The organism is Pseudofrankia sp. DC12, assembly GCF_000966285.1.
GTDB lineage: Bacteria > Actinomycetota > Actinomycetes > Frankiales > Frankiaceae > Pseudofrankia.
In genome coordinates this window covers 4,847,805-4,871,727 of record NZ_KQ031391.1, presented here as the reverse complement: position 1 = coordinate 4,871,727, position 23,923 = coordinate 4,847,805, and the positions used below count along the sequence as shown (strand labels likewise).

Sequence of the window (23,923 nt, the reverse complement as noted above, 5' to 3'; positions counted from 1 at the left end):
CATCCGGCCCCGAACGTGGCCTTCCGGTCGTTGAAAAGGTCCGGTGGACGACGGTGCCACCCAGCACGCACGCTGGGCGCAGGGCTCGGTCCGATGTGCGCCGGCTCGCGCCCGCACGGGTGACCGGCCGCACCTCACCGCAGGCAGCACCAGCCCGCACCTGGCCGCAGGCAGCACCAGCCCGCACCTGGCCGCAGGCAGCAGAGGGGGACCTGATGACCGAGGTCGGCGCGGGGATGTCACCTCATCCGGGGGCGTCGCTGTCCGCGGCCAGGCGCGTGCGGGAGCTCGCCGGGCTCGCCGGCGGCGAGGTCGTCGACCTGCTGGTGATCGGCGGCGGGGTGACCGGAACCGGCGTGGCGCTCGACGCGGCCAGCCGAGGGCTCACCGTCGCCCTCGCCGAGGCACGCGACCTGGCCTGGGGCACCAGCCGGTGGAGCTCGAAGCTGGTGCACGGCGGGCTGCGGTACCTGGCCAGCGGCGACCTGCGGCTGGCCATGGAGAGCGCGCAGGAACGCGACATCCTGCTGCGCCGGACCGCCGGGCACCTGGTCCACCCACTGCCGATCCTGATCCCGCTGACGCCGGAGGTCAGCCGGCGCTCGGCCGTGCTGATGACCACGGGCCTGCATGTCGCCGACGTGATGCGCCGCGGCGCGCGCACCCCGAGCAGCACGCTGCCACCGCCCCGCCGGCTCACCGCCGTCGAGACCCGCCAGCACGCCCCGACCCTGCGGGAGACCGGGCTGCGCGGCGGCCTGCTCTACTGGGACGGCCAGCTCGTCGACGACGCCCGCCTCGTCGTCACGCTCGCCCGCACCGCGGCGGCGCACGGGGCGCGGGTGCTGACCCGGCTGCGCGCAGTTCGGCTCACCGGCACCGAGGCGCTCGTCGAGGACACGGTCAGCGGTACGACGTTCAGCCTGCGGGCGCGGACCGTCGTGAACGCCACCGGGGTATGGGCGCCGACCCTGGCCCCCGAGATCCGGCTGCGGCCCAGCCGCGGCACCCATCTGGTGCTGGGCGCCGACGCGTTCGGCGGCCTGCGCGCCGCGGTCACGGTGCCGATGCCGGGCGAGCACAACAGCTACGTCACGGTGGTGCCACAGGCCGACGGCCGGGTCTACGTCGGGCTGACCGACGTCCCCGCCGAGGACGTCGAGGACGTGCCCCAGCCGACCGCCGCCGAGATCGAGACGCTGCTCGGCGTGGTGTCCGCGGCGCTGGACGCTCCACTGGACCGGGCCGACGTGCTCGGCGCGTTCGCCGGGCTACGGCCGCTGCTGGACGCACCGGCGCACGAGGGTGCGCAGACCCGCAGCGCCGACCTGTCCCGTCGGCACGCGGTTCGGGTCGGGCCCGACGGGGTGATCACCATCGTCGGCGGCAAGCTGACCACCTACCGGCGGATGGCACGCGACGCCGTCGACGCCGCCGTCACGCAGGGGGGTCTCACCGCCGGGCGGTGCCGGACGGCCCGGCTGCCGCTGGTCGGCGCGGCACCACGGGCCCAGCTCGCCACCGTGCCGGCGCCCCGGCGGCTGGTCGAGCGGTACGGCACCGAGGCGCCCGCGGTCCTCGCCGGAGCCGGCGAGGACCCCGGCCTGCTCACCCCGATCGCGGCCGGAACGTCCGTCACCGGCGCCGAGCTGCTGTTCGCGCTGCGCCATGAGGGTGCTCTCGACGTCGAGGACCTGCTCGACCGGCGGACCCGGATCGGTCTCGTCGCCGCCGACCGGGCCGCCGCGCTGCCGCGGGCCGCCGAGCTCACCGAGCGCTTCTCGGCCCCGACGCGGTCCGCCCAGCTGCCACCCGCGCGCTCCTCGCCCTACCACCGCCCGGCACCGTCCTAACACCGCCGCGCCGGCCGGACGTCGGTTCCGGCGAAACGCAACCCAGCTCCCGACCCTGGACCGCGCCCGCCTCGTCCACCTCCGCCAGCCCAGAATCACGTTGGGGAGGGCGCTCAGCGCCCGAGCCAGGCGGATCCGCCGAAGGGCGCTCCGCGCCCGGTTCCGGCGGATCGCCTCAAGCGGCTGTGGCGCCGACTGGCCAGCGCAGCTCGACGACGGTGTTGTCCTCATCCAGCTCGGTGCGGGCCACCAGTCCGCTCTGCTCCGCCAGCCGGGACATCCGCCGCGGCTCGGCCCAGCCGCCCGGCGCCGCGGGGTAGGAGATGAAGCCCTCGCCGCCGTCGCACATCAGGGTCACCGTGACACGGCCGGGCGGCGTCACCCGCAACGTCTCGCTGAGCAGGTCGACGAGCTCCTCGCGGACATCCGTGTCGACGGCGGCCAGCTCCCCGGCGACCTGGAGCACCACGAGCGCGCCGCGCGCCTCCGCCGCGTCGATCGCGGTCTCCAGCTCGGTCAGCGGGCCGGCGGGCCCACCCCCGCCGGACAGCATCCGACGCAGCGCCCGGGCCCGGCTCGCGCACAGCCGCCGGACGGTCTCCTCGCGGGGATCGGCGCCACCCTCCCCCACGGAACGCAGCAGCGGCAGCACGTCCCGGTTGAGCCGAGCGAGCCGGCGGGCCCGGTCGCGACGGACCGCGGCGGCGGAGTCCTGGCTCGCGCTGAGCTCGGCGTCCATCGCGGCGGCGGCCGTCGTCGTCTCCGCGGTCGCGCGCAGCACCGGCCCGGCGACCGTCACCAGCAGCTGGATCGTCGACACCCCGTAGAGCAGGCCCAGCAGCCGGACGACATCCAGCGGCTGCGGCCCGAGTCGCATCAGGCCGATCGCCAGCTCCACACCGACGATCACGGCGACGGCCAGCGCCCACTGCCGGGCCGGCCGGGAGACCGTGATCGGCAGCAGCAGGACGGTCGGTGCTATCGTCCCGGCCCAGTCGTAGATCCTGATCACCTCGTCGCCGGGGGCCAGCGTCGCCCCGGTCAGGATGACCAAGACCACGAAGGCGAGCACCACCAGCGCCTCGCGGCCGTCGAGGGGACGCCGCCTCATGATCACGACCATGCTGGCCGCGCCGGCGGCGACCACGGCCCACAGCAGCAGCGACGCGACCGGCGCCACCGGGTGCAGCAGCCCGGGCGGCAGCCGGGCCCGGTCCCGGTAGCCGATCGCCGGCAGCGCGAGCACGGCCACGCCGGTCAGCACCGCGATGCCGACGCCGCGGCGGATCGCCTGCTCGTAGTCGCGGCGCAGGCCGGCACCATGGTCCGGGCGGGCGGCCGGGGGCTGCGCGGCCTGCCAGTGCAGCTCGACCCGGGTGCCGACACCAGGGCGCGAGACGATCCGAGCCCATCCGCCGACGTCGACCATCCGGCCGTGCACGGACCCGCGCAGCCCCAGCCGGGCCCGTCCCACGTCGTCCCCGCCTGTCAGGCCGCCGCCGGTCGAGGTCGCCGCGCGATCCGAGGTTCCTGGGCCATCCGGAGGCCCCGCGCCGGACGCGGGCCTGGTGGCCGACGCGCCGGCCAGGGCCGGGTCCGGATGGGCCGCGTCGAAGTGGGCCGCCTCGAAGCCGACCCCGGCGTCGTCGATCCGGACGCGCACACCGTCCAGCCAGCGGACCACGGTGACCCGGGCGGCCGCGACACCCGAATGCCTGCGGACGTTGGTCAGCCCCTCGCGTACCGCGGCGGCCAGCGCGGCGGCGACGTCGACCGGCAGGGGTGCCTCGGCGAGCGCCTTCGGGCAGTCGGCCGTCCCGCCCCGCTCCGGGCGCCGCCAGCGTGGCCGCTCGACCCGGACGAACTGGTAGGTCAGGTCAAGCCCGTCGTCGCGGGCCTCGTCGACCACGCCCGCGACCAGCCCGTCGAGGTTGGCGTCCGGGTCGGCCTGCGGTGCCGCGTCAGCGTCGCCGGACCCGGCGAGCAGGTGCTCCACCTGGCCGACGATCCGCTGGCAGCGCGACCGGACCGCCTCCAGCGCGGGCGCTGTCACAGCGGGCGTGGCCACGGCCGGCTGGGCCGAGGTCAACGCGGGAGCGGACTGCGGGGGGCACGCGCGGCCGGCCCCGCCCAGGCCGATGCCGGCCAGCATGTTCAACACGGTGTCGTGCAGGAAACGCTCATGCGCCCGGTCAGCGCGGGCCCGGGCCGCGGCGACCGTCTCGGCCCGGGCACGGGCGCCGACGGCCTCCAGCCAGGCGTCCGCCTGCGTCGCCACCCGCACGAGCAGCACGATCGCCTGGCGCAGCGCGACGCAGATGAACAGCAGCAGCCCGGTCGAGGTCAGGATCGGCGGCCGATGGTCATAGGCGGGCACAGCGTGCGCCACCGCGAGGACCAGCATCACCGCCAGCGACCAGCGGGTCCGCAGCGCGCAGACCGCGCCCATCCCGGCGAGCAGGACCGAGAAGAACACCCACGAGCTGGGATCTCCGAGCGACGGGCCCGGAACCGTCCACGGCGCCGTCAGCCCGATCGCCGCCCCGACCGCGACGTCGGCCAGGATGATCCAGCGCGGCATCGCCCGCCGGGCCGCGACGGCGACCCACGCGACGGACCAGCCGAGCACCAGTACCGGGCCGACCAGCCGCCACGGATGCGGGCCGTACCAGTCGTGCCACCAGACCGCCACGTAGGCGACGGCATACAGCACCACCAGCGCGCGCAGTACCGCCAGCCCCCGGAAGATCACGGAGGCGAACGCGTCCAAGGCCCGGGCCGTCATCCAGTCCCCCACCGAATACGCCGCCTGCGCGGTCCCGTAGGACATACACGATCGCGCATCCGGTACTCGGACGGGCAGGTACCCCCAGATCCGGGGCAGCCGGGCCGCTTCGACCGGGATCGTCAGGCGGCCGGCACGTCGACCCGGCTGGTCAGCAGGCGGGCCTCGCGCGTCGCCGCCCGCTCGGAGTCCAGGAACGACCGGGCGGTGCAGATGAACAGGGTGCGGCCGTCGGCGCCGCCGAGCGCGCAGGCGTAGGTGCCTTCGACGCCGGTCGAGACCTCGTCGACGACCTCGCCGCCCTCGCGCACCCGCAGCACCCGGTTGTGGTAGGCGTCGGCGACCCAGATGGCGCCCTCGGCGTCGACGCAGATCCCGTCGGTGGCGGCCGGCCGGTCGTCGGCGGGCAGCCCGGCCACCCGGCCAGCGCCGCTCGACAGGTCGGCCCACAGCCGCGGGCGCAGCAGGGTGCCGTCGCCGGTGACGTCGAACGCGGTCAGCCGGCTGTCGAACGTCTCGGCGACCACCAGCGTGGCCACGACGCCGGACAGCCCGGCTGGCGCCGCTGCGGACCCGGGCGCCGCGAGCGGGATGATGACCGTGCCGTTGGGGAAGGTGAGGTCCTTCGCGGCGACGCTCGTGGTGCCGTCCGGGTCGATCCGGACCAGGACGGTGGGTTTCGTCGCCTCGCCGGACATCACGTCGAAGCCGAAGTTGCCCGCGTACGCGCGCCCCCGCGCGTCGACCACCAGCTCGTTCAGGCTGCCGCCGCAGTAGCCGGACAGGTCGGCGTGCAGGACGAGCCCGCCGTCCGGCTCCTGGCGCAGCAGGCGCCGGTCGATCATCGAGACAACCAGGAGCCGGCCGTCGGGCAGCCAGCCGAGCCCGGCCGGATGGCCGTCCAGCCTGGCCATCACCTCGGCGTCCCCGGTCCGCGGGTCGACGGCGAGGACCTCCCCCAGGTACTGGTCCGAGACCCACAGCCGGCCGTCGTGCCAGCGCGGGGCCTCCAGGAAGCTGCGGCCGTCGAGCAGCACCGAGACAGGGGAAGACGACACGGAATCTCCATCCGTCGACAGGGGCACGGCGCTGCCGTGGCGCGGCAGGGTTCTCCAAGCGGCACAGGGTCGTACGAAACGACGGCCCCCGTCACCGACACCGACGCCGACCGACGGAATCCGAGCCCACACCGTAACGGCCCACGACCGGCGGACGTCACCGGCCCGTCGGAAACGGGATAGTCAGCACGCCCGCCGGGCCGGCTCACGCTGGCCGGACCTGGTTAGCGGTTGCTAACCCAGACCGTCGGAAGCGCCGGCACAGGCGGTAATGTGCCCGCATGCCTGGGCCAGCCGATCCGACCCGCGCCGAGATGGCGCCATCGGGTCCGCGGCCAGCCGACCAGCGGCCAGCCGATCCGCAGCCAGCCGATCCGCCGCCGGCCGTCACGCCGCGCGGGGCCGGGGCGAGCACGGCGCCGCTCGCCACGCCTTCGGTGACGACGCCGTCCACGCCGGTGGGCGCGCGGCGCGAGCAGCTGCTGGGCGCGGCCGCCCGGCTGATGGCCGACCGGGGTTATCACGGGGTCAGCATCAACGACATCGGTGCGGCGGCCGGTGTCTCCGGGCCGGCGGTCTACAAGCACTTCCCCAGCAAGCAGGCGATCCTGACCGAGCTGTTGGTCGGGATCAGCGAGCGGCTGCTGGCCGAGGGGACGGTCCGGGCCGACGCCGCCGCGGGCCCGGACGAGGCACTGGACGCGCTGGTGCGCTGGCATGTGTCGTTCGCGCTCGGCTCCCCCGAGCTGATCCGCATCCAGGACCGGGACCTCGCCAGCATGGACGAGACGGCGGCCCGGTCGGTGCGCCGGCTGCAGCGCAGGTACGTGGAGCTCTGGGTCACCCAGCTGCGGGCCCGCGACCCCGAGCTCGCCGAGGACGCGGCCCGGGCCACCGTCCACGCGACCTTCGGGCTGCTCAACTCGACCCCGTACAGCGCCACCGGCAGCGCGGCCCGCCTCGGCCGCACCCGGATGGCCGACCTGCTGCACCATCTGGGCCTGGCCGCCCTGCGCGCCGCCAGCTGACCCACCTCGGGCTCTCGCCCCGTCCAGCAGGAGGATGCCCGCAGGATCGGTCCTCGCCCATGATCGCGGCTTCGGCCCTCGGGTGGTCGTGATCAGAGCCTGTCGCGACCGCCCGAGGGCCGAAACCGCGATCAGACCAACGGGCCGGCGCGGCGATCGCGGGACGGAGAAGGCCGAGTGCCACCGGGGCGCCATTGCCCCGGTGGCACCCGGCCTTCAGCGCGGGGTCAGGCGCGGGCCGTCGCCTCGAGGTCGTGCACGAGGCCTTCGGCGACCTTCTTGGCGTCGCCGAAGATCATGAGGGTCTTGTCCTGGTAGTAGAGCTCGTTCTCGACACCCGCGAATCCCGCCTTCATGCCGCGTTTGACGACCATGACGGTCCGGGCCGACTCGACGTCGAGGATCGGCATGCCGTAGATCGGGCTGTCCTTGTTGGTGCGGGCGGCCGGGTTCGTCACGTCGTTCGCGCCGACGACCAGCGCGACGTCGGTCTGGGCGAAATCGGCGTTGATCTCGTCCATGTCGAGGATCTGGTCGTAGGGGACGTCCGCCTCGGCGAGCAGCACGTTCATGTGGCCGGGCATCCGGCCCGCCACCGGGTGGATGGCGAAGCGGACCTCGGCGCCGTTGCGGGTCAGCACGTCGGCGAGTTCTCGGATGCGGTGCTGCGCCTGGGCGACGGCGAGGCCGTAGCCGGGGACGATGATGACCGAGCGGGCGGTCTCCAACAGCATCGCCGCCTCCTCGGTGGTGGCGCTGCGGACCGGCCGTTCCTCGATCACCCCGCTGCTGGCCGCCGACGCGTCCACCTGGCCGAACGCGCCGAACAGCACGTTGGTGAAGGACCGGTTCATCGCCCGGCACATGATGACCGACAGCAGGAAACCGGCCGAGCCGTCGAGGGCACCGGCGATGATGAGCGCCTTGTTGTCCAGGGCGAATCCCATCGCGACCGAGGAGAGTCCCGCGTAGGAGTTCAGCAGCGAGATCACGGTCGGCATGTCCGCGCCGCCGATCGGGACGATCAGCATCACGCCGAACGCGGCCGCGAGCACGGCGACCACCGGGAACAGGAAGGTCCTCGACGGGTCGACGACCAGCCAGACGCCCGCGCCGGCGGCGAGTGCCAACGTCGCGAGGTTGAGGACGTTCTGCCCCCGGTAGACCTGGGGCCGGCCGGGCAGGATCTCGTGCAGCTTGCCGAACGCCATCAGGCTGCCGGTGAAGGTGAGGAATCCGAGCAGCACCTCCAGCGTGATCGCGGTCATCGTGAACGCGCCGATCTCCGGCTGGTGGTTGTAGTACTCGGCGGTGCCGACCAGGCCGGCCGCCAGCGCACCGAACGCGTGCGAGAGGGCGATCCGCTGCGGCATCGCCGTCATCGGGACGAAGACCGCCATCAGCGCGCCGATCGTGGACCCGACGACGAACGCCAGGACAATCCACTTGAAGTCGACGATCTCCTTGTGCAGCAGCGTCCCGACGACGGCCAGCAGCATGCCGGCCTCGGCGGCGCGCAGGCCGCGCCGCGCGGTCTTCGGCTGGGTGATCCCCTTCAGGCCGACGATGAACAGGGCACCGGCTGCCACGTAACACAGCGGGATGATGTAGTCGTTCATCGGCCGGCCTCCCCGGTCACGGCGGTGCTCGGGATCGCGGCCGGATCGGCGGTGCGGGAGAACCTCGCCCGCAGCCAGTCCCAGGCGCTCGGACCGCCGGCGGGCGCCTCCTTCGCCGCCCCGCGCGGGCGGAACATCTTCAGCATCCGGTCGGTGATCAGGAAGCCGCCGACCACGTTGATCGTCGACGCGGTGACGGCGATCGTGCCGAGCAGCGTCGACACGGCGCCCTTGCCGGAGCCGGCGATCACCAGCGAGCCGACCAGGGAGATGCCGGCGACCGCGTTGGTCAGCGACATCAGCGGGGTGTGGAACAGCGGCGGTACCCGCCGGATCACCTCGAAGCCGACGAAGCTCGCCAGCAGGAACACGTACAGGCCGCTCTCGATCGCGGTGGACATGGCTCAGCCCCCAGCCGTGGTCGGGACGTCGGTCGCCTGGCCCGCCGCGGGCCCGATCGGCTCGGCGGCAGCCGGCGGCGCGGGCTCGGCGGCGGCGAGGCCGAGCCGTTCACGCACCCGTGGGGCGACTACCTCGCCACCATGGGTGACGAGCGTGTCGGCGATGATCGGGTCGTCGAGGTCGAGCCGGACCGCGTCGTCGACGATCAGCAGCTTCAGGAAGTTCGTGAGGTTCTTGGCGTACAGCCGGCTGGCGTGCGCGGGCACGGTCGCCGGCAGGTTCGTCGGCGCGAGCAGCGTCACGCCGTCGACGTCGACCTCGGTGTCCGGCTCGGACAGCTCGCAGTTGCCGCCCTGGGCCGCGGCCAGGTCGACGACGACCGAGCCCGGCGACATCGCGTGGACCATCTCGGCGGTGACCAGGACCGGCGCGCGCACGCCCTGCACCTGCGCGGTCGTGATGACGATGTCGCTGGCGGCGACCACCTTGCCGAGCGCCTCGCGCTGGCGACGGTAGAAGTCCTCGCCGAGGGCGGCAGCGTAGCCGCCCGTGGTCTCGGCGCCGGCGGCGTCAAGCCCGAGGTCGACGAAGCTCGCGCCGACGCTCTCGGCCTGCTCCCGGGCGGCCGGGCGGACGTCGTACGCGGAGACGACGGCGCCGAGCCGCTTGCAGGTCGCGATCGCCTGCAGCCCGGCGACGCCGGCGCCGATCACCAGCGCCCGGGCCGGCGGCAGCGTGCCGGCGGCCGTCGTGAGCATCGGGAAGATCTTGTTCAGCCGGCTCGCGGCCAGCAGCGCGGCCTTGTAGCCCGCGAGCGTGGCCTGCGAGCTCAGCACGTCCATCGCCTGCGCCCGGGTGATCCGCGGCAGCAGGTCGAGCGCGAAGCTGGTGATCCCGGCGGCCGCGATCGCCGCGGCGGCCGCGGGCGAGCCCAGCGGATCGGCGAGGCCGATGGTCACCTGCCCCGGCCGAAGCCAGGCGACCAGCGCGTCCGCGAGGGTCGGGGCCGACCCCGGCGCCCGGACGAAGAGCACGACCTCGGCGCCCAGGACGTCCGTGGCCGAGGCGATCAGGGCGCCACGTTCGGCGTAGGCCGCGTCCGGGAAACCGGCCGCCGCGCCCGCGCCGGTCTCGACGAGCACCTCATGGCCGGCCTTGCGCAGCCCGTCAACCTCCTGCGGGATCAGTGCGACCCGGCACTCGCCCGCGGCGGTCTCGTGTACGACACCAATTCTCATCGCGCGTGGTGCCCCTTCCCGACCGGAGTGGCCGAGCCGGCCAGTCCACCGCCGCCACCGAGCCGGCCGGAGCTACGGCGAACCTGCCGCGTCATTCCACGCGCGGCTCTGCCGAGACGAGTGAAGTCGTGATCGTCGGGCCTGGCCGCGGCGACGGCGCCAGGCGCTGGTGGTGCTGCTGGTAGCGGGTACACGGGTGACCTCCATGGACGGGTGGGCACAACGGGGGAAACGCAGGTCGTCCCGCCGGCGGCGTGCCGGCGGGCCTTTGACGCGGAGCAAACCGAGTTGAATTGCGTCCGGGACTCACGACGCGGGTGCGAATGAGTCGACTGGCGGAAGCGAGAAGGGCGGGCAGGTCGTCTGGTCAGGCGGGCTGTCTGGTCAGGCGGGCTGTCTGGTCAGGCGGGCTGTCTGGTCAGGCGGGCTGTCTGGTCAGGCACTGGTCTGGTCAGGCGTCGTCTGGGCAGGCGCGTGCTCGAATCACCGGCGGGGGCGGGCCATGTTCATCCCTCTCGCCGACACCAAAGCGGTGAGAATATTTGGTACCGATGCGGGCGGTGCCCGGTCAATCACTTGTGTCTGAATCAGGAATGTGGTCCGGCCCGGTGGGCCACCAGGCGCCCCCGCGCACCGGCCAGGGCGGGCCCGGAACGGCCAGCCAGGTCGGCCCACCACCTGCGCGAACCCGAGGACCGCGCCGCGGCAATCTGTTGTCAACAACGTCCCGGGCGGGTCGGCAACGTCACAACAAGCAGCATCCGAGCGCGTCGGCCCGAACACGGCCCGACTACACTCGGTCTGGCACCGAAAGCGTGGCAGATCGCCACCCCGCCACCGCTCGGCTGGCTTTCGGAAAATGATTTCCAGATTTCATACAGTATTCAGTTCGCCGGCCGGGCCGAGTTGTCGCGGCGGTCAGGAGGTTGTCGTCGCAATGGCCCGGGCGGCAACGCCCAGCAGAGTGTGCAGCGCCTGCATCGCCCAGGTGGCGGCCTCGGTGTCGCCGCGGTTCGCCGCCGCGATGACCGACAGGTTCGACGAGCTCCACCAGATCACCGCGGCCGTGGCGGCCCAGGCCGGCAGGCTGCATGTCGACACGCACCACCATCGACGGGCGGCGGATCCCGACATCTTCGCCAGCGACCGGGTGCACGCGAACGCCGCCGGACACGCGATCGCCGCCGCGGCGATCGTGCGCCGGCTCGCCGCGCACCCGAGCCTGGACGCCGGGACCGGGAATCCAGGGCTCCGCGACGCCCCGGCTGGGTAGGAGGGCACGGCGATGCCGGCCCGGGGAGCGCGCCTGGCCGGGGGGCGGGTCGGCGGGCGTGGCGTTCGTCGCGACATGTGGTTACCGTCCGGTAGAGCCGTTCGACGCGGCCGGCACGCCCGTCGCTTCTGTCCGGAGGCGCACCCGTCGGCTCTGTCCGGAGGAGCACCCGTCGGCTCTGTCTGGAGGAGCAATGACCGCCACGACGCCAGCGAGCACCACCCCGGCGCAGGCCGGCGCGGGGGCGCGCGCCGCCACGGGACGGGTCATCGGCCCGGCCCGCCGGCTCGACCCGGTGCTGCTCAAGCAGCTGGTCGACGGCCTCACCGCGACGGGCGACGCGATCGACGTTCCGGCCCCGTTCACCGGCGAGCCGCTGGTCTCGCTGCCGCAGGCGAGCATCGGCGACGTGGCCGCGGCCTACGCCACCGCGCGGGCCGCGCAGCCGGCCTGGGCCGCGGCCCCGGTCCGCGAGCGCGCCGCCGTCCTGGCCCGGCTGCACGACCTCGTGCTGAGTCGGCAGGACGAGGTGCTCGACATCCTGCAGTGGGAGACCGGCAAGGCCCGTGCGCACGCGTTCGAGGAGGTGCTGGAGACCGCGGTCTGCGCCCTGTACTTCGGCCGGCGCGCGCCGCGGCTGCTCACGCCGAAGCGTCGAGCCGGCGCGTTCCCGGTGCTTACCCGGGCCATCGAGGCGAGGCGCCCCAAGGGTGTCGTCTGCGTGATCACGCCGTGGAACTACCCGCTCGCGCTGTCCGACGACGTGCTGCCGGCGCTGGTGGCCGGCAACGCGGTCGTCCAGAAGCCGGACACGCAGACGGCGCTCTCGGCGCTGTGGCTGCGCTCGCTCGCGATCGAGGCCGGCCTGCCGCCAGCCGTCTGGCAGATCGTGGTGGGCAGCCGCGACGTCGTCGGCGACCCGCTCATCGACGGCGCGGACTTCGTCGCCTTCACCGGCTCGACGGCCGCCGGCCGGGCGATCGCGGCGCGGGCCGGGGCGCGGCTGGTCGGCTGCTCGCTGGAGCTGGGCGGGAAGAACCCGATGGTCGTCCTCGCGGACGCCGACGTGGCGAAGGCGGCGAAGGGTGCGATCCGGGCCTGCTTCAGCAACGCCGGCCAGCTGTGCGTCTCGATCGAGCGGATCTACGTCGACCGGTCGGTCTACGACGCGTTCGTCAAGGCCTTCGTCGGCGAGGTCGAGGACCTTCGGCTCGGCGCCGCGCTCGACTACACCGCGGACGTGGGGTCGCTGACCTACCAGCGCCAGCTCGACGCGGTCAGCGCCCACCTGGACGACGCCGTGAGCAAGGGCGCGACCGTGCTCGTCGGCGGGAAGGCCCGGCCGGAGCTCGGCCCGTTGTTCTACGAGCCGACCGTGGTGTCCGACGTCGCCCCGGGCATGGCCCTCTACCGCGACGAGACGTTCGGCCCGGTCGTCGCGGTCTACCCGGTGGACGGCGACGACGCGGCCATCGCGGCGGCGAACGACACCGAGTACGGCCTGAACGCCAGCGTCTGGAGCCGGGACCTCGGCCGGGCCCGCGCGGTCGCGGCCCGGATCGAGGCGGGCACCGTCAACGTCAACGAGGGGTACGCGGCGACCTACGGCTCACAGGGCGCGCCGATGGGCGGGATGAAGTCCTCCGGGCTCGGCCGCCGGCACGGCGCGGACGGCCTGCTCAAGCTCACCGAGCCGCAGACCGTCGCCAGCCAGCGCCTGCTCGGCTTCGACCCGCCGAGCTTCCTGAGCCAGGAGCGCTACGCCGCGGTACTCACGCAGACCTTGGGTGTCCTGAAGCGGCTGCACGTGCGCTGACGCCGGGCCTCCGGCAGCGGTCCGGCTCAGCCGGCTGCCGAGTCGCCCCGCAGGAAGTCGAAGGTTTCGGGAATCGCCTTCGGGTCCTGCCCGAAGAAGGCGTGTCCGCCCTCGTAGACGCGCAGCTCGGCGTCGGGGATGCGGGAGACGATCGCCTCGCTGTTGGCGACGGGCGCGATGGCGTCGTACCGGCCGGCCCCGACCAGGGTGGGGCAGGTGATCCGGTCGAGGCGGCCGAAGACGTCGTGGAAGCGGCGCGCGTCCAGCTGCGCGGCCGCGCCTCGGCGCTGCTTGTCCGTCAGGCCGGCGCTCGCCCCGCCCGCGAGGCCCGCCACCATCATCCGGTCGGCCGGATGATCGGCCAGCCACTCCGGGGTGAACCGGCTGTCGACCAGCCGGGAGGCCAGCGCGGCCCGCTCGTCCGGGCCGAGCTGCTCAAGCTCGTGCAGCGGGTACGATGATCCGCCCGCGCCACCGGGCGACGTGCACAGTAGCGCCAGCTGCTCGACCCGACCGGGCCAGGTCACCGCGAACTCCTGGGCGACCATCCCACCGAAGCTGAGGCCCATGACCCGGCACCGATCCCACCCGACGTGGTCGAGCAGCCCGGCGATGTCCGCCGCGTAGTCGGCCATCGAGTAGGGCTCCGCGGGTATCGCCGTCCTGCCGAGGCCGCGCTGGTCATGCGCCAGCAGATCGAACTGGGTCGCCAGGATGTCCAGCAACGGCCCCATCCGTTCGAGGGTCGCGCCTGACCCGTTGACGAACAGCAACCGCGGCCCTTCGCCGCGCCGCTCGAAGTAGATCGCGATCCCGTTCACGGTCGCCGTCGGCACCAGTACCTCCCGGGTAGACGCCGGTCCGGGACGTTACCGACCATCTGGGTGGGCGGCACGAGTTACGCGTCGGACAGCACCACCGGCCGCCAGGCGCCGAGGCCCGGTCAGGGGGCGAGCTCGTCCATGACCCGGTAGAGGCGCTCCTCCGAGACCGGGTACGGCGTGCGGAGGGTCTGGGCGAAGAGGCTGATCCGCAGCTCCTCGATCATCCAGCGGATCCGCAGCAGGTCCGGTCCTGGTGGGACGCCGGGCGGGAGAAGATCGGCCGACAGCTCGTCGTAGGCGTCCCGGACCCTGGTGATCTTGGCGAGTTTCGGCTGCTCGGCGGTGGCGTCGGCCGGGAGCCGGTCGAGGCGGCGCAGGGCGCCGCTGAGGTAGCGGGCCAGGTCGTCGAGACGGTCGGCGCCGGTACCGGCGAGAAAGCCGGGGTGGACCAGTTCGGCGAGCTGGCGGCGCAGGTCCTCGACGCTCGCCGTGAGCGCGGGGCTCAGCTTGGCGGCGCCACCGGCCTTTGCCCCCTGGGTCTTCGCGCCCTGGGCCGCGGCGAACGCGGAGCCCAGCGATCTCAGGTCGGTCAGCTGCGCCGGACGCCCTGGCGCCCGGCCGGCCGTCGGACGACCCGTCAACGCGTCGATCCGGGTCTCGACGTCGTGCGCGAGTGTCAACACACGTTCGGCGGCCCGGACGACGGCCAGGGAGCGCTCGGGCAGCTCGGCCCGCACCTCGTCGCGAAGGCGCTCGAAGCCGGCCTCGTCCCAGACCGGGCCGCCGGACTCGTCGATGAGCGCGTCGGCCGCCGCCGCGACGGCGTCGTCGAGCAGCGCGCCGACGCTCTCGTGCGGGTGGTGGCGCAGCGCCAGCTTGGCCGCGTTGGACAGCTGCGTGTTGATGTACCGGATCGGGGACGCGACGGAGGCGAGCAGCAGCGCGCGGGTGCCGAGCGGGTGGGCGCGGGCCTGGTCCGCCTCGGTCGCCAGCACCCGCAGCGCCACACCGGCGGGCTCGGCCACCAGCGCCGGATAGCCACGGACCTGGTGGCGGCCCGACCTGCGCTCGACGGTGCGCGGGATCGTCCCGAGGTCGCCCCAGCCGGTCAGGCCGGTGCGTTCCAGGTTGCCGCCGGCCGCCGACACCGCCGCGGTCAGCTTGGGGGCGAGCCGGCGTTTCAGCTCGTCGAGGTCCTTGCCCTCGGCAAGCGTCCGCCGTGCCGACTCGGACGGCTTCTCCCGCCGGTCCGCGCCGTCACCGTCCCGGCCGGCGTGTCCGTCCCTCCGGTCCGTCCGGCCGCCGGTGCCGTCGTAGACGCGGAAGGTGATGCGCAGGTGCGGCGGAAGCCGGCTGAGATCCAGGTCGGCGCGGGACACGGTCGTGCCGCCACCGATCCGGTTGAGCTCACGCTCGAGGACGGCCAGCAACGGGCCGTCGGCGGGGCCGACCCGCCCCAGCACCGCGCGGGCGTAGTTCGGCGCGGGCACGTAGCTGCGCCGCAGGGCCTTCGGGAGCGACCTGATCAGCTCCGTGACGAGATCCTCGCGCAGTCCGGGCACCTGCCAGTCGAAGCCGTCCGGCTCGACCTGGTTGAGGATGGCGAGCGGAATGTGCGCGGTCACGCCGTCGGCGGCCGACCCGGGCTCGAACTGGTACGTCAGCCCGACGCTGTGCTCGCCGTCGCGGCCGGCCGGCCACGTGTCCGGGAAGTCCTCGGCCCGCACGCCCTTGGCCGTCTCCGAGACCAGCATCGCCGGGTCGAACGTGAGCAGGCCGGGCGTCTGCGGACGGGTCTTCTTCCACCAGGCGTCGAAATGGCGGCCGGAGACGACGTCCGCCGGAATCCGCGCGTCGTAGAAGTCGAAGACCGTCTGGTCGTCGACGACGATGTCACGGCGCCGGGCGCGGTGCTCCAGGTCCGCGGCGTCCACGAGCAGCCGGCTGTTCTCGACGAAGAACGCGTGCTTCGTCTCCCAGTCGCCCTCGACGAGGGCATGCCGGATGAACAGCTCACGGCACAATGGCGGGTCGAGGGCGCCGTAGGTCACCGACCGGGCCGCGACGATCGGTACGCCGTACAGCGTCACCTTCTCGGTGGCGAGCACGGCGGCGGCGCGGCGCGACCAGTGCGGCTCGGTGTGCGACCGGCGGATCAGGTGCCCGGCCAGCGGCTCGACCCATTCGGGCTCGATCTTCGCCGCGACGCGGCCCCACAACCGGGAGGTCTCGACCAGTTCGGCGGCGACGACCCAGCGCGGCGGCTTCTTGAACAACGCGGAGCCGGGGAAGACCGCGAACCGGGCGCCACGGGCACCCGCGTAGTCGCGTTTCTCGGGGTCGAAGAGGCCGATGTGCGAGAGCAGTCCGGTGAGCAGCGCGGTGTGCACCTGCTGCGGGCTCGCCGGGGTCGCGTTGGTGGACAGGCCGAGGGAACGGGCCGCCTGGCGCAGCTGGCTGTGGACGTCCTGCCACTCCCGGACGCGCAGGTAGTGCAGGTACTCGGCGCGGCACATCCGACGGAACTGGTTCGAGCTCAGCTCGGCGGCCCTTTCCCGCAGATAGGTCCAGAGGTTGAGGTAGCCGAGGAAGTCCGACGTCGGCTCGGTGAACCGCGCGTGTCTCTCGGTCGCGGCCTGCTGGGCGTCCGCCGGGCGCTCGCGGACGTCGCCGACCGCGAGCGCCGCCGCGATGACCAGCACCTCCGCGAGCGCGCCCTGCTCCTCGGCGGCCAGGATCATCCGCGCGAGCCGCGGGTCGATCGGCAGCCGGGCGAGCCGGCGCCCGAGCGGCGTCAGGCGCGGCGTCCGGTCCTCGGCTGCTCCGGCCGGCCCGGCGGCCGCCGGGCCGGCCGGAGCAGCCAGGCCGACAGCGCCAGCCGCGGCAACAGGCGCCGCAACAGGCGCGGCCTCGGCCGGGGCCCGACGGGGGCGGACGTCCTCGAAGGCGCCGAGCTCGTGCAGCAGCGCCAGACCGTCGGTGACCTGGCGCGGGTCGGGGGGGTCGAGGAACGGGTAGTCGGCCACCTCGCCGAGCCCGAGGGACGCCATCGAGAGGATCACCGAGGCGAGGTTGGTGCGCAGGATCTCCGGGTCGGTGTACTCGAGCCGCGCCTCGAAGTCGTCTTCGGCATAGAGCCGGATGCAGATGCCGTCGGACGTCCGTCCGCACCGGCCGGCCCGCTGGTTCGCCGAGGCCCGCGACACCGGCTCGATCGGCAGCCGCTGAACCTTGAGCCGGTGGCTGTACCGGGAGATCCGCGCCGTGCCCGCGTCGACCACGTACTTGATGCCGGGAACGGTCAGCGAGGTCTCGGCGACGTTCGTCGCGAGAACGATCCGGCGGCCAGGATGCGGCTGGAAGACCCGGTGCTGTTCGGCCGCGGACAGCCGCGCGTACAACGGGAGGATCTCGCGCGGCAGCAGCTCCTTGCTCGGCCGGCGGGCCAGGGCGTCCGCGGCGTCCCGGATCTCTCGCTCACCGGAGAGGAAGACCAGGACGTCGCCCGGCCCTCCGACCGACAGTTCGTCGACGGCGTCACAGATCGCGGTGACGACATCCCGGTCCGGATCGGCCTCCGGGTCGTCGGGGTCGACGACCGGCCGGTAGCGGACCTCGACCGGGTAGGTCCGCCCCGACACCTCGATGATCGGCGCGCCGCCGAAATGCCGGGAGAACCGCTCGGTCTCGATCGTCGCCGACGTGATGACGACCTTCAGGTCGGGCCTGCGCGGCAGGATCCGGCGCAGATACCCGAGAATGAAGTCGATGTTGAGGCTGCGCTCGTGCGCCTCGTCGATGATCAGCGTGTCGTACTGGCGGAGCAGCCGGTCGGTGCCGAGCTCGGCGAGCAGAATGCCGTCGGTCATCAGCTTGACCAGGGTGTCCTCGCCGACCTGGTCGGTGAACCGCACCTGGTAGCCGACGATCCCGCCCAGGCCCTCCGCACCGGTCTCCTCGGCGATCCGGTCGGCAACAGTCCGGGCGGCCAGCCGGCGCGGCTGCGTATGCCCGATCATTCCGGTGACCCCACGGCCGAGCTCAAGGCAGATCTTCGGGATCTGCGTCGTCTTTCCCGAGCCGGTCTCACCGGCCACGATGACGACCTGGTTGTCCCGGATAGCCGCGAGAATCTCGTCCTTGCGCTGGCTCACCGGTAGCTCGGCCGGGTATTTCAACGTGGGCACCGCGTCCCGGCGCAACGCGACCCGAATCTCGGCGGTCTCGACCTCGTCGGTGACCGCGTGGATCGCGCACGCCCGCGCCTCGGCGTCGGCGTCGTGGCGGATCGCGTCCAGTCGGCGCGCCAGCCGGTGCCCGTCGCGCAGCATCAGCGCGGGCAGCCGAGCCGAGAGGCCGGCGAGCTCCGCACGCTCGGCGACGTGCAGCTCGACGGGCCGTCCACCGTCCCGCTCCCGCCGCGCCGCGGGCCCGCGTGCCGCGCCGGCCTCGCCGCCGGAGCGCCCGGGCCGACGCTTGCGGTTCGGCCGCCCGGAGCCCTCGGCCGGCTTGCGGCCGCCAGCGGCCGGCCGGTTCGGGAAGTCCACCCGGCCTGCCGCGTCGCCGGAGCCACCAGGCTCGCCGGCGGCGACGACCGGCGAGCCGGTCGGCTGCACGGCTGGCGACGAGGTCACGGCGACGAGGCTCTCCGATTCGGGGATGCGGCGGTTCCAGTTCGGGTCTCTCCGCCTACAGACGGTCTCATACGGCAACCGGTTCGCGGCCGGCGCCGACCGCGACCAGGGGCACATAACACCCCATGGCGCAGCGAACCCACGCTGCCGGGTATTCCCGCGTTGGCGAGCGTCGCGCCCCAGCCGAAAGGGGTCAAGGCATTATCCGGGTCCGTCCCGTGGCGCTCTTCGTCAGCGCGAGAGTCGACCGCCTCCGGGTCAGACGACGACCGGCGCGGGCCTCGCGGGTGCCATGCCCCGCGAGGTCCGCGCCGGATCGAGTCGAGGTGAAAGCTCAGACCGCGCTGGAAGCCGCTGGTTCAGGCTCCTTGGCGTCCGCGGGCTCCGTCTGCCCGGGAGCCTCTGCCGGCCTGGGAACGAGAGCGCTGACGTTCCCGCTCCAGGACGGGCGCCCATCCGGGCTCGGCGGCAGCGTCGGCGCGAAGTTCTCACCCAGCCGGCTGATAGCGGTCCGGGCGAAGATCTGCTGATGGGTGACGGTCCGCTCCGAGCGGCCCCGGCCGACGAAGCTGACCGCCCAGTGCAGCAGCGTCGTGACCCGGTGCTTGAAGCCGATGATGTAGACGAGGTGGACGGCGAGCCACATCAGCCAGGCCAGGAACCCGGTCAGCTTCAGCCTGCCGATGCTGGCGACCGCGCTGAACCGCGAGATCGTCGCCATGCTCCCCTTGTCGTGGTACTTGAAGATCTTTCCGGACTGCCGGCCGTTGATCCGGGCCCGGATGTCGCGAGCGGCGTGCCGACCACCCTGAATCGCGACCTGCGCGACACCGGGCAGCCGGTTCAGCGAGATCATGTCGCCGACGACGTACACCTCGGGGTGGCCGGGCAGCGTGAGGTCCGGCTCGACCTCGATCCGGCCGGCACGGTCAAGCCCCGCGCCCGACTGCTCGGCCAGCTGCTTGCCGAGCGGGTTGGCCTGCACGCCCGCGGCCCATACCTTGCAGACCGACTCGATCCGCCGCTTGCCGCCCGGGGTTCCCGCCGCATCGGCGGAGCCGGTCTGGGAGGTCGTGGCGTCCTTGATCTCGATACCGGTCGCGTCCACGTCCGTGACCATCGCGCCGAGCTGCACGTCGACGCCCAGCTTCTCCAGCCGCTTCACGGCATAGCCGCCGAGCTTGTCCCCGAACGCGGGAAGCACCGCGGGTGCGGCGTCCAGCAGGACAATGCGCGCCTGATGAGGATCGATGTTCCGGAAATCCCGCCGCAGCGTCCGGTGGGCCAGCTCGGCGATCTGGCCCGCCATCTCCACACCGGTGGGGCCCGCGCCGACGACGACGAACGTGAGCAGCCGCTCGATATCGGCCGGATCGGTCGAGGCCTCGGCCAGCTCGAACATCCCGAGAATGCGGCCGCGCAGCTCCAGAGCGTCGTCGATGCTCTTCATGCCGGGCGCGTGCTCAGCAAACTGATCGTTGCCGAAGTAGGACTGCCCGGCGCCGGCGGCGACGATCAGGCTGTCGTAGTGGTGCACCGTCGTGCGGCCGATCAGCTCGGACGTGACGGTCCGCTCGGCGAGGTCGATGTTGGTCACCTCGCCGAGCACGACCCGGGCATTGCGCTGGCGGCGCAGCACCTCGCGGGTCGGCGGTGCGATCTCGCCCTCGGACAGGATGCCGGTCGCGACCTGGTAAAGGAGCGGCTGGAACAGATGGTGGGAGGTCTTGGCGACCAGGGTGACGTCGGCCCAGGCGCTTCGCAGTGCCTGAGCGGCGAACAGCCCACCGAACCCGGAGCCGATGACCAGGACGCGGTGCCGGTAGACGCCGCCCTCCGCCGGGCTGTCAGTGTTGGCGAAAGTGTTCGCGGTCACAATTCCTCTCCACCTGTGTACCGAGGCTTCCAGCGGCGCCAGCCGGGACCAGTGCGCTCCGCCGTCTGCCAGAGTTTGCGCTCGTTTCCGCGTTGTTCTCCTCGACCATCCCACAGGAACGGCAGGTTGCGGTGGGAGCACCAGCGTGAGTTTCGACCCGTAGCCGGGTTGCCTAAGCTCGGTCGCGCTGTCGCCGACATCACACCCTCATCAGATGTCGGCAACGTCACGCCACTCGACGGCTCGAAGCCGCCGTCATCAGGCCGATCCGCTGCCGGCGTCGGAGCACGCAAATAGGACTGCCAGTGCGCCTCTTTAAAGGCCGTGGCGGCCGCGCGCATTCCCGGTCGGCGCCCTCGCGCGATCGAGCCCGGCGGGAGGCCGGTGGGCCGAGACCAGAGCGCGATCCGAGATCGTCCCGGTGGGAGAAGGTGCGGTACGACCGGCAGCACGTGGACGCAGCCTCATCCGGCTGGGCTCGGCGCCCGCTCTCCCGTCACGGCCCGGACGAAATGGTTCACCCGTTCTACCCAGGCCACCTGTTCGGCGCCGCCGCCTTGACCCACCGTCGGCCAGGTCCGCATAGTGCCGGCATGTCGCAGCCGCCGATCCCGGAACCGGAGGAGGTTCCGCGGCCGCCCCGGCCGGCGCACCGGCCGCCGCATCGCTGGCCACCGCCGCCCCCGCCCGCGCAGCCGCCGCGCGCGGCCGCACCGGCCCGGACCACCGTGCCGTCCTCGACCGTGCCGTCCTCGACCGTGCCGCCGCGGCCGAGCGGCCCGGCGGCGCGCCGGTCCCGCGCGACGGACCGAGTGGGCGCCGGGCCGCGGCCGGTGACGTGGACGGGCGGCTCGATCCGGCTGCGCGACCAGAGGCTGCTGCCCGGCCAGACAGCCGACGTCGAGATCCACCGGGTCGACGACCTGGTCACCGCGGTCGAACGGCTCGCTGTCCAGGGCACCGCCGCGCTCGGGGCCGTTGGCGCGTACGGCGTCGCGCTCGCGATCACCCAGGCCGGCCGCGAGGGCTGGGACGGCTCCACGTTCACCGCCGCGGTCGGCCGGCTGCGCGCCGCCGGGCCGGCCATGACCGCGCTCGCCCAGGGGGTCGACACGGCGTACGCCAGGATCGACGAAGGGCTCGACGCCGTCGTGGCCGTCGGGCTGGCCATCGCCACGGCGGACGAGCGGGCGAGCCGGGCGATCGGCCGCCACGGCGCCGACTGGGTCCTCGCCCGGCTCGGTGACCGCCCGCTGCGCGTCCTTACCCACTCCGACACCGGCGCACCGGCCACGGCGGTCTGGGGGACCGCCCTCGGCGTGATCCGCGAGCTGCACGCCCGCGGCCGCGTGGAGCTGGTCTACGTGGACGAGGCCCGGCCGCTGCTGGTGGGCAGCCGGCTCACCGCCTGGGAGCTGGCCCAGGCGGGTATCGACTACCGCGTCCAGGTGGACGGCGCCGCCGCCGGCGTGATCATCGGCGGGCTGGTTCACGTCGCGATCGTCGGGGCCGACCGGATCGCCGCCAACGGCGATGTACGCAGCAGTCTCGGCACCCTCGGCGTGGCGCTCGCGTGCGCGCACGCCGGCGTCCCGTTCGTCGTCGCGGCCAGCGCGTCCGACGTCGACGAGCAGCCGACGGGCAGCGCGGCAGCACCGGTCGAGCAGGCCCCCGACGAAGAGGTCCTGACCATCGCGGGCCAGCGCGTCGCGCCGACGGGCGCCCGCGCCCACAACCCGGCCTTCGACGTGACCCCGGCCGGCCTGGTCGACGCGCTGATCACCGAACAGGGCGCCCGGCTGCCCGCCTCCCCCTTCACCCGCTGACGGGAGCGCCATCGCGCCGCGGCAGGCGGGCCCGGCGTCCAGAAAGATATTAACGTATGCCCGCGCCGTCGAGGCCTGACCGACGACACATCCGCACCCTACGGCCGAGGCTCGACGGCCCCGGGTAGCCTGCGCCGCAGCTCAAAGGCCTGCAACTGCGGCGGCGAAACTGATCGTTGACATGAACACGGGTCACTTCTATCGTCCCATCGTCAGGGTCGATACCTCTAAATATTTATCAAGGCCGCGCGGGGGCGTCCTGGTATGTCGCCGTGCGCAGGACCGGTCATCGCGGCCCGGCCGCAATGACCGTCGCCCCGGCGGCGCGGCCGCCCCAGGGCGCCCACCGCTGCCCACACGCGTTGGCGCGTGGCCGCGGACATATCCCATGAGCATCGGCGGCCTGCAAGGTCGCCGACGGGCGCGCGGTATCCGCCGCGCGCCACCACCGCGCGCACCGTGAGAGGGGCACCAGCATGTCCAGATCCACCCGTCCGGATCCACGAAGAATGCGTTTCCGAAAACTGGCCGCGCTTTTGTTAGGAAGCCTGACGAGCCTGCTGCTCGTGTGCACCGGGGGAACGGCGCACGCCGCCACGGGGGTGTCGCTGCCCACGGACGAGTCCCCGCATGTGAGTGCCGGGATGGAATGGTGGTACATCACCGGCCACCTGAGCGGGAAGGACCTCCTCGGAAAGACGCACTCGTACGGCTTCGAGACCCTGGTCAATCGCGTCGACGGTCTCTCGGCCGCGCCCGTCGCCACCATCTACAACGGTAACTTCGCGATCGCGGACCTGACTCGGGGCACCTACACCTCGACGAAGAGCCTCTACAGCATCAGCCCGGACAACGTCCCGGCCGGCGGCGGCTTCAGCGTCAGTGCGGGCCCCATTCACATCGACGGCAAGAACCTGGTCAACCACTTCTCCGGCGGTTTCTCCGACCTGAGCTACGTGTTCGGCACCATGACCGCGAGCCAGACGGCCCCGGCCGCGCTGCACGGCAGTGCCGGCACCATCGGCTACGGGCCGTTCGGCACGTCGGGCTACTACTCCGAGACGAACCTGCACGTCACCGGCACCCTGTTCGACCACGGCAGCCCGGTGAACGTGACCGGCACCGCCTGGCTGGACCACCAGTGGGGTAACTGGACGCCGGGCCAGGGCGGCTGGGAGTGGTACAGCCTGCAGCTGTCGAACAACACCCAGTACATGCTCTACTTCATCCGCGACGCGAACGGCAACTACGTCCAGACGATCGGCACCCGGGTCAACGCGGACGGCACGACGACCGACCTGCCGGCGGCGCAGCTCAGCCGCGCGACCACGGGAACGTGGACAAGTCCGGACACCGGAATCACCTATCCGGTGGCCTCGACGGTGAACATTCCCGGCGGGACGCTCTCCGTCACGCCACAGCTGGTGAACCAGGAGGTCTGGAGCAGCCTCATCCCGCAGGGCAACTACTGGGAGGGCACCTCGACCGTGGCGGGCACGATCAACGGCCAGGCCGTGACCGGCCAGGCCTACGCCGAGGTCATCCCCTTCATCGACATGCCGGGCCATGGCTACGTCTGGCAGTCCGTGAAGAACCTGCTCGGGATCTGACGCACGCGACACTCGCGGCCCCCTGGGCGGCCCGGGGCCGCGAGGCCGTCGGCCCCCGGGGCAGGCCACAGCCCAGCGGAA

General features: G+C 73.2%; 14 protein-coding genes. 6 read left to right on the top strand and 8 right to left on the bottom strand.

Going from position 1 to position 23,923, the window contains the following annotated elements; translation table 11 throughout:
• The first annotated feature begins 215 nt into the window (after positions 1 to 215).
• Positions 216 to 1,853: a glycerol-3-phosphate dehydrogenase/oxidase gene (locus FRADC12_RS19580; RefSeq protein ID WP_232303903.1), complete on the top strand. Its 1,638-nt coding sequence runs from the start codon at positions 216 to 218 to the stop codon at positions 1,851 to 1,853.
• Positions 1,854 to 2,028: 175 nt separating this feature from the next.
• Here the strand turns inward: FRADC12_RS19580 and FRADC12_RS19575 are convergent, their stop codons facing one another.
• Positions 2,029 to 4,683 carry a histidine kinase gene (locus FRADC12_RS19575; RefSeq protein WP_045877721.1) on the bottom strand — a complete coding sequence of 885 codons (2,655 nt, stop codon included), beginning with the start codon at positions 4,681 to 4,683 and terminating at the stop codon, positions 2,029 to 2,031.
• 77 nt (positions 4,684 to 4,760) lie between these two features.
• Positions 4,761 to 5,696, bottom strand: coding sequence for an SMP-30/gluconolactonase/LRE family protein (locus FRADC12_RS19570; RefSeq protein ID WP_045877720.1), 936 nt, complete (start codon positions 5,694 to 5,696; stop codon positions 4,761 to 4,763).
• 281 nt (positions 5,697 to 5,977) lie between these two features.
• On the opposite strand from FRADC12_RS19570, the gene FRADC12_RS19565 reads away from it, so the two are divergent.
• Positions 5,978 to 6,724: an SACE_7040 family transcriptional regulator gene (locus FRADC12_RS19565; RefSeq protein ID WP_084011042.1), complete on the top strand. Its 747-nt coding sequence runs from the start codon at positions 5,978 to 5,980 to the stop codon at positions 6,722 to 6,724.
• Between the two features lie 227 nt (positions 6,725 to 6,951).
• On the opposite strand, the gene FRADC12_RS19560 is transcribed toward FRADC12_RS19565, so the two are convergent.
• Genes FRADC12_RS19560 through FRADC12_RS19550 form a run of 3 tightly spaced genes read right to left on the bottom strand, consistent with a single transcriptional unit; the run spans position 6,952 to position 9,983 of the window.
• Positions 6,952 to 8,343, bottom strand: a complete 1,392-nt coding sequence (locus FRADC12_RS19560) for an NAD(P)(+) transhydrogenase (Re/Si-specific) subunit beta (RefSeq protein WP_045877719.1) — start codon at positions 8,341 to 8,343, stop codon at positions 6,952 to 6,954.
• Positions 8,340 to 8,744 (bottom strand): NAD(P) transhydrogenase subunit alpha part 2, encoded by a 405-nt coding sequence (locus tag FRADC12_RS19555; protein ID WP_045877718.1) that lies wholly within the window; start codon positions 8,742 to 8,744, stop codon positions 8,340 to 8,342. The genes FRADC12_RS19560 and FRADC12_RS19555 overlap by 4 nt, the downstream gene beginning before the upstream one ends.
• 3 nt (positions 8,745 to 8,747) lie before the next feature.
• The gene (locus FRADC12_RS19550; RefSeq protein ID WP_045877717.1) at positions 8,748 to 9,983 is read right to left on the bottom strand and encodes an NAD(P) transhydrogenase subunit alpha; all 1,236 of its coding nucleotides are present in this window, start codon (positions 9,981 to 9,983) and stop codon (positions 8,748 to 8,750) included.
• 937 nt (positions 9,984 to 10,920) lie between these two features.
• On the opposite strand from FRADC12_RS19550, the gene FRADC12_RS19545 reads away from it, so the two are divergent.
• Both FRADC12_RS19545 and FRADC12_RS19540 read left to right on the top strand, forming a co-directional pair.
• Positions 10,921 to 11,256, top strand: a complete 336-nt coding sequence (locus FRADC12_RS19545; RefSeq protein ID WP_232303902.1) for a hypothetical protein — start codon at positions 10,921 to 10,923, stop codon at positions 11,254 to 11,256.
• 193 nt (positions 11,257 to 11,449) lie between these two features.
• The gene (locus FRADC12_RS19540) at positions 11,450 to 13,072 is read left to right on the top strand and encodes a succinic semialdehyde dehydrogenase (RefSeq protein ID WP_084011040.1); all 1,623 of its coding nucleotides are present in this window, start codon (positions 11,450 to 11,452) and stop codon (positions 13,070 to 13,072) included.
• Between the two features lie 26 nt (positions 13,073 to 13,098).
• Here the strand turns inward: FRADC12_RS19540 and FRADC12_RS19535 are convergent, their stop codons facing one another.
• From FRADC12_RS19535 to FRADC12_RS19525, 3 genes are all read right to left on the bottom strand, one after another.
• The gene (locus FRADC12_RS19535) at positions 13,099 to 13,908 is read right to left on the bottom strand and encodes an alpha/beta fold hydrolase (protein WP_045877716.1); all 810 of its coding nucleotides are present in this window, start codon (positions 13,906 to 13,908) and stop codon (positions 13,099 to 13,101) included.
• A gap of 107 nt (positions 13,909 to 14,015) precedes the next feature.
• Complete coding sequence (gene hrpA, locus FRADC12_RS19530) at positions 14,016 to 18,227, bottom strand: ATP-dependent RNA helicase HrpA (RefSeq protein WP_232304179.1); 4,212 nt, start codon at positions 18,225 to 18,227, stop codon at positions 14,016 to 14,018.
• Between the two features lie 637 nt (positions 18,228 to 18,864).
• Positions 18,865 to 20,406: an NAD(P)/FAD-dependent oxidoreductase gene (locus FRADC12_RS19525; RefSeq protein WP_045877715.1), complete on the bottom strand. Its 1,542-nt coding sequence runs from the start codon at positions 20,404 to 20,406 to the stop codon at positions 18,865 to 18,867.
• A gap of 593 nt (positions 20,407 to 20,999) precedes the next feature.
• Here FRADC12_RS19525 and mtnA point away from each other — a divergent pair.
• Positions 21,000 to 22,232 (top strand): S-methyl-5-thioribose-1-phosphate isomerase, encoded by a 1,233-nt coding sequence (gene mtnA, locus FRADC12_RS19520; RefSeq protein WP_232303901.1) that lies wholly within the window; start codon positions 21,000 to 21,002, stop codon positions 22,230 to 22,232.
• A 509-nt stretch (positions 22,233 to 22,741) separates the two neighbouring features.
• The gene (locus FRADC12_RS19515) at positions 22,742 to 23,842 is read left to right on the top strand and encodes a lipocalin-like domain-containing protein (RefSeq protein ID WP_232303900.1); all 1,101 of its coding nucleotides are present in this window, start codon (positions 22,742 to 22,744) and stop codon (positions 23,840 to 23,842) included.
• Positions 23,843 to 23,923 lie beyond the last annotated feature (81 nt).